At 25.9% G+C, this 13,267-nt stretch carries 12 protein-coding genes and 1 tRNA gene; 2 read left to right on the top strand and 11 right to left on the bottom strand.

Going from position 1 to position 13,267, the window contains the following annotated elements:
* Positions 1-304 precede the first annotated feature (304 nt).
* Both MarbSA_RS09930 and MarbSA_RS09925 read right to left on the bottom strand, forming a co-directional pair.
* Positions 305-982 (bottom strand): thymidylate synthase, encoded by a 678-nt coding sequence (locus MarbSA_RS09930; protein ID WP_221061537.1) that lies wholly within the window; start codon positions 980-982, stop codon positions 305-307.
* 296 nt (positions 983-1,278) lie between these two features.
* Entirely contained in the window at positions 1,279-1,551 is a 273-nt protein-coding gene (locus MarbSA_RS09925) for an ArsR family transcriptional regulator (RefSeq protein ID WP_042703632.1), read from the bottom strand.
* A 671-nt stretch (positions 1,552-2,222) separates the two neighbouring features.
* Between MarbSA_RS09925 and MarbSA_RS09920 the strand changes: the two genes are divergently transcribed.
* Entirely contained in the window at positions 2,223-2,672 is a 450-nt protein-coding gene (locus MarbSA_RS09920) for a hypothetical protein (RefSeq protein WP_221061536.1), read from the top strand.
* A gap of 125 nt (positions 2,673-2,797) precedes the next feature.
* Here the strand turns inward: MarbSA_RS09920 and MarbSA_RS09915 are convergent, their stop codons facing one another.
* The 8 genes from MarbSA_RS09915 to hypA form a co-directional block, all read right to left on the bottom strand.
* Positions 2,798-3,763 carry a methionine synthase gene (locus MarbSA_RS09915; protein ID WP_221061535.1) on the bottom strand — a complete coding sequence of 322 codons (966 nt, stop codon included), beginning with the start codon at positions 3,761-3,763 and terminating at the stop codon, positions 2,798-2,800.
* Positions 3,764-4,115: 352 nt separating this feature from the next.
* The gene (locus MarbSA_RS09910) at positions 4,116-4,424 is read right to left on the bottom strand and encodes a DUF1894 domain-containing protein (RefSeq protein ID WP_042703629.1); all 309 of its coding nucleotides are present in this window, start codon (positions 4,422-4,424) and stop codon (positions 4,116-4,118) included.
* Between the two features lie 56 nt (positions 4,425-4,480).
* Positions 4,481-4,936: a DUF1890 domain-containing protein gene (locus MarbSA_RS09905; RefSeq protein WP_042703627.1), complete on the bottom strand. Its 456-nt coding sequence runs from the start codon at positions 4,934-4,936 to the stop codon at positions 4,481-4,483.
* Positions 4,937-5,265: 329 nt separating this feature from the next.
* Positions 5,266-6,345 (bottom strand): hypothetical protein, encoded by a 1,080-nt coding sequence (locus tag MarbSA_RS09900; RefSeq protein ID WP_042703625.1) that lies wholly within the window; start codon positions 6,343-6,345, stop codon positions 5,266-5,268.
* 255 nt (positions 6,346-6,600) lie between these two features.
* A tRNA-Ala gene (locus MarbSA_RS09895) sits at positions 6,601-6,673 on the bottom strand.
* Between the two features lie 320 nt (positions 6,674-6,993).
* Positions 6,994-8,031, bottom strand: coding sequence for a DUF354 domain-containing protein (locus tag MarbSA_RS09890; RefSeq protein ID WP_054835308.1), 1,038 nt, complete (start codon positions 8,029-8,031; stop codon positions 6,994-6,996).
* 104 nt (positions 8,032-8,135) lie between these two features.
* Positions 8,136-8,792, bottom strand: a complete 657-nt coding sequence (gene hypB, locus MarbSA_RS09885; protein ID WP_054835309.1) for a hydrogenase nickel incorporation protein HypB — start codon at positions 8,790-8,792, stop codon at positions 8,136-8,138.
* Positions 8,793-8,913: 121 nt separating this feature from the next.
* Positions 8,914-9,288, bottom strand: a complete 375-nt coding sequence (gene hypA / locus MarbSA_RS09880) for a hydrogenase maturation nickel metallochaperone HypA (RefSeq protein WP_042703619.1) — start codon at positions 9,286-9,288, stop codon at positions 8,914-8,916.
* A gap of 538 nt (positions 9,289-9,826) precedes the next feature.
* Between hypA and MarbSA_RS09875 the strand changes: the two genes are divergently transcribed.
* Entirely contained in the window at positions 9,827-10,756 is a 930-nt protein-coding gene (locus tag MarbSA_RS09875; protein ID WP_042703618.1) for a ribose-phosphate diphosphokinase, read from the top strand.
* A gap of 173 nt (positions 10,757-10,929) precedes the next feature.
* On the opposite strand, the gene lonB is transcribed toward MarbSA_RS09875, so the two are convergent.
* Positions 10,930-12,822 carry an ATP-dependent protease LonB gene (lonB, locus tag MarbSA_RS09870; protein WP_244987902.1) on the bottom strand — a complete coding sequence of 631 codons (1,893 nt, stop codon included), beginning with the start codon at positions 12,820-12,822 and terminating at the stop codon, positions 10,930-10,932.
* Positions 12,823-13,267 lie beyond the last annotated feature (445 nt).

Here is a 13,267-nt window from a genome sequence, read left to right as displayed (position 1 = left end):
CCTCTTATTTGGTAATTTTTATTAATATAGTAATTTTTTTAATTATAATATAAAAAATTATAGAAGTAATATCAATAGAATATTGATAAGATAATATTGATAAGATATTAATCAATATAATTATTTATTTTACTATTATCATTATTAAATTTATGCAATGAAAATTAGAATTAACATTTTTTTTTTAAAAAAAAAAAAGTAAAATAATGAATTATAAAAATGTACTTTATAAAAATAAAATAATAATTTATAAAAAGTAGCACTATAATCTATAAAATATAATAATAAAATAATTATTTAATAACTATAAAAGTTCTTGAGCTTCTTTAAAATTAACCTCATAAATATGAGCACTGATTGAATGAATTGTTATTGTTTCAATACTTGCATTTACCCTTTCTGAAACATATTGAGCTAGATAGCTAAGACCTACTGCATTTGGAAACCAAGCCCCATAAATATCATGACTTCTCCAAAGAGCAGTTGTATAAAGCTTATCATCCCTTATTTTAAAGTCAACTAAAATCATGCAAGGAACTTCATCATTTTTTGAATCAATCACTTGATCCCAGGTAATAGAAATTGCTCTTCTAGATTCTCTACAATTTTTAAGCCTTTCGATAGCTTCATTTATCTGATCTACACCCTTAAAATGAGCTCTAAGTCTGTTTCCATAAGTATAAACAAACCCTTGTTTATCGTCACTTATAAATTGTTCACTATAAGTTTTTAACCTGTCACCTTTCCAGAAATAGCCTTCAGGAACTCTTATATTAGATATGTCATTAGAATTAGATTGAATATTAAAGAAATCCCCTCCAGCATCCTTGCCAAATGGTTTTTTAATAGAGACCATTACATTTAAAATTTCTTTAGTTAAAGAACCTCTTTCATCATTAACATCCTTACCATCTTTCATTATTTCTTTAACTAATGTTTCCCATCCATCAGCTATTTCATCAACTTCTATTAATATAGGCATTTTATATCTCCAAATATTTTTGAGAATTAAATATTATTATTTGAATTTCTACATAAATCTATCTATAATACATTATATAATATTATATATAATAATATATAGTATAATTTATAGCTATTACTATAAAACTAAGTAGATTCTTCATTAATTTTTGGAAAAAATAAAAATTATAAATAAAAATATATTAAACAAATAAAGATATAATAGAAAATATAAATAAAAATATGATATGATGCATTAATAAAAGTTAATTTCCAAAAAAATGAAGTATTTTAAAAAATTATATAAATTTAAGTTTAATCATTATTGTTTTCACTATTTAACATTGTCAATAAGATTACTCCATCTTTTGCAATGTAATATTCAAATACATGATGGTCAAATGACATATGAGATTCTATAAGATCATTTTTCCTAAGAAATCTCAGTATTCTTGACAATTCCAGACTTTTTATCTTTAAAATCTCCATCATCTCATTTTTAGTTCTTTCTTTTTTAAATAATAGTTTTAAAACTTCTTTTTTATGTTTTGATTCATTAATATCTTGAATTAATTCTTTTTCAAACATTAACTCACACCCTAATCAAGATTAATATCTATGTTTATTATTTTAAATCATCATTCTCTTTAATAAATACAAATTTTTTAATTTTGTATAATATAACCTAATATTTTTTATATTAGTCATTATTTATAAAATAATACTTTTTTAGGGTGATATATTTTATAAACTTTAATTTTTATTATCATTTATAGTGTTATTATTTTTAATAATTTCATCAAATCTATTAAATTTCTATCAATTTAATAAATTCAATTGTTTCTTTGGCTCCAATATTTCTTTGGAAAGTCTTTTAATAGTATGTAAATTCTTTAGTTTTTAGATTTATTAAAAATTTGTGAATTTAATTTTTTGCTTATTCTTAATATTTATTATTAAAGAGGAAAATATCTTCAGCTACAAAACATCAAAAATCTGTTCATTTTATTATATTTTAATTTTTTAAATCTTAAATTAAATTTTTTTCCAACATTATTCTTTAATGAGTTTATCTTATTAGTTGTTTCTTCTTTCATATCATAGTACTTTCATATCATAATAGTAATATTAATAGTAATATTAACAATAATATTAATAATTATTATGACAAATGCATAGCTAAAAGACAATAGTTATATACTTATAAATACATAATATTAATATATATAACATATAATTTAAAATTTAGGGGGTTTAAAATGGGTTTTGATGAATGGAGTACAGGAAAAAAAGTAGCAGTGATATTGATTATTGTTATAGCTATTTTCTGTGTGGTTGGAGCTATAACCTTTGTTTTCGTAGCTAATCAAGTAACCAATGAAATAAGTAATGCGAATATTACAATTGGAGGAAATAATAGTACAACCTCAACAATTAGCATACCACCGGGAGAATATAACATTAATATAGAAACAGAAAATAGTTGGACATCATATATTACAACTGATGGAAGATACTCTCAAAATAGTGGCTCTGGTAGTCAAGAAATTAATTTAGGAACTATAAACAACTATGCAAGCATTACAATTAATCAACAAGGAAGTGGAACTACTCATGTAATAGTTACTGATAAAGATGGAAAAACAATTACTGAAGGTAGAACCTCAACAGATTATGGCTCTGTTTATATGTTATTAAGAGTTAAATAATATTTTTATTAAACAATATTATTTATCACTTATTTATTTTTTTGATTTTAATTATTTATTTTTATTTGTATATTCTTATTTACTTATTAATTTAATTATTTTTTGTTTTAAAATCTTCAATAAAGCTAATTATGTAAATTCATAGCTTTAACCATGTTTTGAAGTTTTTTAAATGCCACTTCATCTGGTAAAAGTTTCATACCACAATCAGGATCTATTAGAAGGTTTTCTTTACCTACAATCTTAATCCCCTTTTCAATAATTTTAGATATATCTTCTACAGATTCAGCAATAGGTTTTTTAGTATCTATAACACCTAAACCAATTTTTTTACCTTCATCTATTAAATAATTAACATTTTTCTCTAAAACATTAAAGTTATTTGGATGACCTGCAAATTCACAATCGATAACATCTATATTAAATGATATAAGATCTTTAAAGACGTTTTTAACATCCCCACAACAATGTAAAGCTATAGGAACACTTAAATCTTCAGTTATAATATTAATAGATTCTTTAGCCACTTCCATATCTATTAAACCAGTTGAAAAGAAAGGTTCATCAATTTGAATTATCTTAGCTCCTGCCTTTTCAAGAGACCTAGACTCTTCCTTAAGTGCATAAGCCATATCAATTATAGCCTTGTTTTTGTCCTTGTATATAGGTCCTAATTTAGAAGATTGAATAATAGTAGAAGGTCCAGTAATTATACCTTTTAAACCTTTTTTAGATTTTTCTTCCCGGGAAAATTCTTCAGAATTAGATAAAAAGTCTTCCATATACTTGATAGCTAATTTTAAATCACTTGCCCCAATAGATTTATTGTGTTTATATATTTTAGATTTGATAGAATAAGTGTTTCCTTCAATTTCAAAACCAGGAATAGATTTAGCAAATATTTCAACCATTTCACCTCTAACTTGACCATCAGAAATTAGATCAATTCCTGCCTTTAGTTGTGAGTCAACAGCATAACGTATAGCTAATTTATATGGGTCATAAGCCCCTATATTGGAAAGTATTCTTCCCTTAATAGATTTATTTTTTTTTAAAAAAACTGGATAGCTACCAACAACAGTACTTATCATTTAATCACCAAAAATTTTAATCACCAAAAATTAAGAATTAATAAAAAGAATAAAATGAATAAAATGAATAAAAAGAAAATTTCAATAGTTAAAATCAGCTCAGATAAAAGTTAGAACTATAAATTAAAGTTTATAATGATACTACTGCTTATAATAATATTGTTACTCATGATAATATTAAGATCATGATAATATTAAAATTTATAACATTAATATTTATGATGCATTTACATATTTTATTACATAATTTACATATATTACTACATATAATAACATTTTTAATTATAATTATATTATTATATATATATATATATATATATATATTATTATATACATTACTAAACATATAACACTACTTTTCAATAGCTATCTTTCTAATATTTTCAATTTCTTCATCATTTACAGGTAGTTCAATAGCTGCAGTCCCATGACAAGGTTTAGTATAAGAAATTATTATAGTCCCCTTATCTTTGTTTATACCAACAGGAATTGGAGGAATTCCTATAATACGTGCACCAAGAACCTTATCACCAGGATTAATATAAAGAACCTCATTAGACTTCTTTTTTATAATTTCTGCACATTCTTTAAATCCTGCGCGAGATAATAAAACTTCATAATCATCAGATTGTTGAAGATAAGTTTCTAAGCAAAATGACATATATAATCACCCCATATATTAAAGTAATATTCAATTATAATAATAAAAATGAATACTTATAAATCTTTTAAAGCTTTATCAAATTTAACTCTAAGAGGAGTTGGATTATGGAAAGCTCTAACAGCAACTATCTTAGAATCAGTATTTTCATCAACCATTTTAACAAATTCTTTTAATAACTCATTATCTTTTTCAAAAACTAAAGCAATAGATTCACATTCTAAAAGATGATAAAAAGTAATAAAATAAGAAGCAGCAGCATCTTTATGAACAAACCCCACTAATAAATCATATTGCCCTTTTTCTAGACCATCTAAACATGATTCAATATCAGTCTTATTTTTTACATAATATTCTTCAGGATCTGAAACTTCTAAAAGCTTAGCTGCAGATGGAGTACTAGCAACAGTAACATCATAATCCATTTTAGCTAATTTTTGAGCAGCATAAATCGCCATTGGAGTTTGAGAAGGAGATTCGGGACATCCTAATAAAATCAAAGCTTTTTTCATAATTTTACCCACTATCTTTTATTTCTATATTTTTTCAAATTTTTTTCTAAAACAATAATCCATAATAATAGTAATAGTTGTAATAATAGTAATAATATTAATAACAATATAAGATAATTAAATATATTATTAATATGTTCTATTTAATTAAAAATATTATACAATTACTCATCATTATACAATTAATCATGTTATATAATTAAATATGTTTGTATTTAATCATTTTAATATTAATTGTTATATTAAATACTAATAAATGCTTGTTTTAATATTAAATATTAATAAATGTTCAAATTATAATACTTAAATTAATACCATATAAATAATGTTTAGTTCCGTTTAAGCGATATTACATGGGAAATAACTAGCGAAGCAAGGAATATGAATGTTAAAAGAGCAGTACCATTAATAGAACGATTAAATATAAACATACCAACAATAGCTTGAGCTATAAAAGCTGTAAGAGACCCTATTAAAAGAACTTCTTTTCCAAGATATTTTTTATTGTTTTTTTCACGTTTAGCCCTATATTCACGAAGAACCATGAGCCCAATGATTATCGTAAATAGAGTGAAGCCAACCAGAGCAATTAAACCAAGATATCCAAAATCAAAGGAATATCCAAATATTCCAGGAAGCATATAGTCTATAGCATCCTTTTTAGTTACCAAAACACCATAAAACAATGGGAACGGTAAACCAAACAATAGAATGAACGACATTGGAAGACTTATATAGCCTGAAGCAAATCCAGTATCTTCAGCACCCCAATATGCAGAACCTGGAGTGTGACCAATTAACTGTGTATTATGTAAAACCATCTTTAAACTTGCAAGAGAATTTGTTTCAATCCTTGTAATCCTAAGAAGTGGAGAAAATATTTCCATATGAGTTATAGCAGAAAGTAATTCAAGACAAACAAAAGCTGCTCCACCTAAACCACAAAATATCAAAACTCTTTTTACAGTTAAAAATGACTTTTGTCTAAAAGATTTAGATATTAGGAAATATCCTACAAATAAACCTAAAATCCAAAGAAGTAAGAAAGATCTATGCATTAACCCTCCAAATACAGTTACTCCTATCAATAAAATAAATACAAATTTTTGTAAACTTTTTACATTAACACCAGAATCTTCCATTACTTTTAATGAAGCTAAAGAAGTTATAATCGCTAAAAGTGCAATTGGTCCAAAAGGATGTGTAAACTCGTTCTGTCCAAAGGATAAAAATAGCATTGCTAAATCTGCTCCAAAAAGAAGAGTAAATGCAACTGATAAGAAAAGTGAAAGGAAGGTAATTATACTAAGAGAAATTGGAACTAAATTAATAGTAAATGTTACCAAAGCAAATATTATTGCCCCTATTTCTAATATAAATTGAAAATGATTTTGAGCTATTAAAGGCATTGAAAACTCCCTTTTAAATATATTTATATAAAAATTTATTATTAAAATTTATCATTAAAGTTTATTATTAAAATTTATTATCAAGGTCTATATTAAAATTTGATATTCATAATCTTATTATTTATAGTATAAATGTATTTATACTTATTCAATAAAAAGTTTTTCTAAAAATTAGAAAACACATCTAAATACTTTTAAAAACTCTCATGAAAATTTTTAAAGATAGTGGATGTATAAAAGAAGTAAATTAAAAAATGGACTGACCGGGATTTGAACCCGGGGCCTCCGCCATGCCAAGGCGACGATCTACCATCTGAGCTACCAGCCCCTAAATATTAGCAGCAATTAGTGGTATTAATGATATTATAATACCTATAAAAGATTTATTTTATAAGTATTTAAATTTATCTATAAAAATTATCTATAAAACTTATCTATAAATATCATCTATAAATAATAAAAATAAGAATCACAATTAATATTAGAAAATAAATAAAAATATCATAGATTAAAAGAAGATTAAAAAGACTAAAGAAAATTAAAAAGATTAAAAAAGATTAGAAAAGACTAAATAAAAGTAAATAATAGTAGTAAAAGGAAATAAAAAAATAAATGAAATAAAAATAGCAAATATCATTAAAAATATTATTATTTTTTACCACTTAACTCATATACATTATCAACAATCAATTGGAATAAATTATCATGTTTAATTTCTTTCTTTTTAGAAGGATTAACAAGAAAGCTAAGTGCTTTATTTATAACTTCTTCGGTATTATTAGATCTAAACATTAATCCTTTATCAATATAATATTTATCAACAGATAATGGAGTTCCAGGATAACATGAGATAACTGGGGTATGTAAAACTGCAGCTTCCCTATTCATTGTTCCACCAGCACCAATAACTAAATCACAGCGTTTTATTATACTTGAAGTATCTACGGGAGGCTTTAAAATTGTAACATTTTCAATACCTTTAAATATCTCTGATTGTTCTTTAAAACGAGGCAAAATTAAAATGTTTGCATATTCTTTCAATACATCCACAATTGGAGAAAGAACAGACTCTCTACAGTCAGCATCAAGATAAGATGCAAGAGAGGGTTCAGGTCTCATTAAAATAGTTTTAGGATTTTTTAAATCAATATTTAAATCATTTAAAATATTTTCATTATATTTAAAACTTTTAAAATGAATTATTTCAGAAGTTCCATTGTATCTAATAAGTTTATTAGGATTTGCACCATAACCAATTAACTTCCACATATCAATGATTCTTGGAGCTATCAATCTATCACACAATGGAAGAGTAAGTTTATTAGCTGCTTCAGCATGTTCATTATCTAAAACATAGACACTTGGTATTCCAAGACCAAATGAAATACGAGGTAATTCAATAGAATGTTTAGATAAAGCAACATCAATTTTTTCATGAGCTATAATATCAACTAAACTATCAACTCGAGCTGTACTTTCTTTTAACTTTTCTTCAAGAGAAACACCATGTTTTCCAACAGAAATAAAATCGAATCCATACATATCCATTAATTTATGAATATCACCAAATTGTCTTCCAGTGATTATTAAATCTTCACCCTCATCTTGAAAATATTTAATTATATCTTTAAAAAATCTTACATGAGGAGAATTTGTTATATCTATCCAAATTTTCAAAATAATCACCTTTATTCAATTTTAGTAATATATTAAATATTATTTTTAAATTTAAATAATATTTTTAAATATGACAGTATTTTAAGCTTAAATTTAAACATGACAATATAATCTTAAATGTTATTTTTAAAGTTTTCAATAGCTAAAATAACTTTATCCAAGCCAACACCTTCTTTAAGGCTGGTTTTTATAACTTCAACTTCAGGATTAATATCATGAACATCATTAACCATTTTCTCACTATCTGCACCAACAGCACCAGCTATATCAACTTTATTAATAATAACGAGATCTGCACTCTGGAATATTAAAGGATGTTTTTCTACAGTATCATCACCTTCACTAACACTTATAACCACAATTCTCATGTGAGAACCAAGATCAAAGTCTACAGGACAAATAAGATTTCCCACATTTTCAATGAAAAGATAATCAATTTTATCCATTGGCATATCATCTAAAACATGTTCAACAAGATGTGCATCAAGATGACATTCTTTTCCAGTGTTTAAACCTACAACAGGAACATTATGACGCTCAAATCTACCAGCATCAAATTTACTTATTACATCACCAGCTATAACTCCAATTGAACCATACATATTATCAATAAGATCTTCGATAAGTGAAGTTTTACCAGAACCAATTGCACCTACAAAATCTACACAAAAAACATTATTTTTATCAAAAATTTCTTGATTTTTATCAGCTAATTTTTTATTAGCTTTCATTATATTATGCTGAACTTCAATTTCTGCTACTTTATGCATTAATAACCATCTCTCAATATCTAATAAACTTTTATAAACCTTTAATAATCATGTCATTTTAATAACCATGATATTTTAATAATTATCCTAATCAGAGTCAATTTTCTAATAAAAATAATACCTAATCATCAGGTTTTTCAATAACTATATTTTTTACAATACAATCTTTACCATTGGTAACTTCAATAACTTTATTTTCACATTTAGGACATTCCACCATAGGAGCATAATGATCCAAGTCATCACTATCAGCTAAACCAATATATCCACATTCTTTACATTTAATTTCAATAGGAATTTCAACCATGACAAAATTAGCATCCTTTGCTATTGTATCTTCACTAAGAACACCAAGCATGAACTTAACTTGTTCAGGATTTAGGAGAGCTAACTTTCCAATTTCAATAGTAACTTCGGTAACCTCAGTAGCATCATTTTGCTCTGCATTTGAAATAACTGCCTTTAAAATACCATCTGCCATTGATAATTCATGCATCAGTACACCTCTTAAAAAAATAAATCTAATATTAAATTAGACATTATTAAATTAAATATATAAACTTAAAACTATATATCCAACATGAAATTATATATTAAACTTAAATTTAAATATATAAAACTTAAATTAGATATATTAAAAAGATATTTATAAAACATATATAATATATTTTTCCAAAAATATCTAAAATATAAAAATATCTAAAATATAAAAGTATCTAAAATATAAAAATATCCAAAAATATTAATTAATATTAACAAATATTGCTAAATATTAATATACTTAATTCTAATTTTAGGTTTAATAATACTATTTATTAAAATATTAGATCAAAGTTATTAAAATAATTAAAAAGTTATATTATAAAATTAAAATAATATATTAATACTAAAATAATTAATACTAAAATATTTATTAATATCTATAGTTATTACTATAATTATTACTATATTTATTATTAATTTATTATTAAGTAAAAACTAAACTATAAATAATAAATAATACATATTAATCTTATAGTTAAATGGTGATATTATTGATAATCGGTGGTTCAGCGTCCCAAAAATTAGCAGCTAATGTTGCAAAAGAACTTGGAGATTGTTTATGTCCAATTGAAACGAAAAAATTTCCTGATGGAGAAAGATATCTTCGAGTAAAGGGAAAAATTGATAAAGAAGCAGTTATTATACAATCCACAGGATATCCTCAAGATGAAAACTTAATTGAACTATTATTTTTAATAAAAACATTGAAAGACCTTGGTGTTGAAAGATTAAAAGTTGTTATTCCATATTTTGGTTATGGTAGACAAGAAAAAAGATTTAAAAATGGAGAATCAATTTCAGCACAGATAATAGCTAATATCATTGAAGACGCTGGTGCTGATGAAGTAATTTCCGTAAATCTTCACGAAGATAGTGTAAGAGACTTTTTTAATATTCCAACTAAAAATATCTCAGCTATGGGAGCAATTGCTGATTATATAGATTCCATATCTACTGACCCCATAATAATAGCACCTGATAAAGGAGCATTGGGCTTTGCAGAAGATATAGCTAAAATAATTGATTGTAGCTGTACATATATGAATAAAGTACGCTTAGGACCTGATAAAGTTGAAACAAAAATTGCAGATATTAGGTGTGATTTTTCTGAAGATGATCCAGAACTAGTTAATTTAAACAAAAATGAAAAGAAAGTAGATATAAGATCTGTTAAAGGAAAAGAAGCAATAATCATTGATGATATTATAGCTACTGGAGGCACAATTGTTAATGCAATAGGAATTCTAAAAGAACAAGGCGCAGAATCTGTTAGTGTTTGTTGTGTTCATCCCATTCTTGTAAATGATGCTGTTTTGAAAATATATGCAGCTGGAGCTAAATCTATAGCAGGTACAGATTCATTAAAATCAGAAGTTAGCTGTATATCAATAGCTAAAGTCATAGCAGATGCAATAAAATAATTTGAAATAATAGAAATAATAAATCTAAAAACAATAATAAGCCTAAAGATAATATAAAGTTAAAAACTAACTGATAAAAATAAATAAAATTAAAAATAATAATAAAGCTAAAAATAATAATAAAACTAAAAATAATAAAACTAATAAAAATAAAAAAATAAATCCTAATTTAATTAGGATTTACTAGGCATATCACATGCATTTAAAGGTCTTTTAGGAACTTTATCAGCTACCGCACTACTAATCTTTTTCATCTTTTTTATCAAACTATTTTTTTCACTACAACCAATAAGAATATTTTCTAAAACATCACTTAAAGTATCAACAGGAATAATCTCAATTGCATCCTCATATTTCTTCTCAATCATAACATCAGTCATGTTAGATCTTGGAATAAGAACTTTTTTAATTCCTGCTTCAGCTGCAGCTTCTATTTTACTAGTAGCTCCACCAATTGGCAATACATCTCCACGAACACTAAGTGATCCAGTTAAAGCAACAGTTTGGTCAATTGGAATCTCTTCAATAGCTGAAATAACAGCTGCTGCAATTGAAACACTTGCACTATCACCTTCAACTCCATCATAAGTTTGTAAAAACTGAATGTGAATATCATACAAGGAGATATCAGTGCCAGTATGCTTTTTAATAAGTGCACTGACGTTTTGAACAGATTCTTTAGCTATTTCACCTAATTTACCAGTAGCAATGATTTTTCCTTCCCTTTTACTTTGAGCAGGAGCAGCCTCTGCGGCTATTGGCAACATTAAACCACTTCTATCTCCAATTACAGATAAACCATTAACGATACCAATTTTTCCACCTTCAGGATTGAATACTGCATACTCTTTTCTTTGAACAATAGTCCTATCAGCAATTTGTTGTTCTAATGTTCTAGAATACTTTTTAGCTGTTAAAACATGTTCCGCATGAACAAGATTAGCTCCTTCTTCTTTAGCTACATCACCTGCTGCACGAACAAGTCCTCCCAGATCTCTAAGACGTAAAGTAAGAGATTCTTTCTTACCAGCTCTTCTCTTAGCTTCTCTTATAATCTCATCCAATGCTTCTGGTGAAAAATGAGGAATTCTACCATCATTTTTAACTTCTTGAGCTACAAATTGAATAAGTTTCTTCCTATTTTCTTTTGTATCAGGCATGTTATCCTTCATAAAGACTTCATAACCATAACCTCTAATTCTAGAACGCATAGCAATGTGCATACCTTCTAAAACTTGAATGTTACCTGATGCAACAAGAACAAAGTCACATGGAACTGCTTGAGAACGAACCATAGCCCCACTACTATTTTCACTTTGACCAGTTATAGAGTATTTTTTCTCTTGCATAGCTGAAAGGAGTTCTTGTTGAGTTTTCATGGTCATTGTACCAATCTCATCAATGTATAAAACTCCACGATTAGCTTTATGAATCATACCTGGTTCAACACGCTCATGTGCAGGAGTACCAAGACCACCAGATTGATAAGGGTCGTGACGAACATCACCTAAGAGTGCACCTGCATGGGCACCAGTAGCATCTTCAAATGGTGCAAATCTTTTTTCAGAATTATTAACTAATAACTTTGGAGCCATTGTGATATTTTTAGGTTTTATTTGCATAGATATAAAGAATATGAAAAGGGCAGCTAAAATTGCAAATAACAGCTGAGTCCTATATATAAAACCAAGAGCTAGAACACCAGCAATTAAGATCATTGTGACAATAAGTTTTTTCTCTTCATAACCTTTTGTAGTACTTTTATTAGCCATTACAATTCTTTTACCATCACCAGAAGGAACTGTACGAATCAAAGGATTATTAGAATCTTCAGCATTTGGATAAACTAAAACATCTTGAAGTACTTCTGGAGGTAAAAGTTCTGCCATACCCTTAGCTATCATAGATTTTCCAACACCAGGGTCACCAATAAGAAGAACATTTCTTCTTTGTTTAGCTGCTTTTTTAATGGTTTCAACAGACTCTTCATGTCCAATAACTTGATCTATTAAAAGAGGAGGGACATCAATATCCTTAGTACTCCCAATGTCCTTGTAATCTAACATGTTTTGTTTTTCATAATGAGAATCCTCATTATTTTGAGGTAATTCATCCTTATTATTTTCTGAATCATTATCATCTGATTCAATTTCTTCTTTTTCTATATTCTCATTTTTTAGTTCGTCTTCAGAAATATCATCATTCTCCATATTTTCTGCAAGATCCTGATTTTTATTAGTATCAAATGTAATTTTAATCGCCTCTTTCTTAATTGAAGTTTTATTTGGGTTTATATCATTGATAGGGTTCACACTACCATTAATATCATTATAACAAATATTTTCTGTACTTTTAATATTATTATAATTCATACTACTTTCAAATTTTTTTTGTGAATCATCTAAATGTTTAGAGGATTCTTTATTAATTTTCATATAGTAACCTCAATTAAGCTTGAATTGGATTTTTAACCATTTTCCAATTAACTAAAATTTATTTTTTTATAATTAA

Source organism: Methanobrevibacter arboriphilus (genome assembly GCF_019669925.1).
GTDB lineage: Archaea > Methanobacteriota > Methanobacteria > Methanobacteriales > Methanobacteriaceae > Methanobinarius > Methanobinarius arboriphilus_A.
Note: the sequence above shows the minus strand (reverse complement) of the source record. Positions and strands in the feature narration are given on the sequence as shown.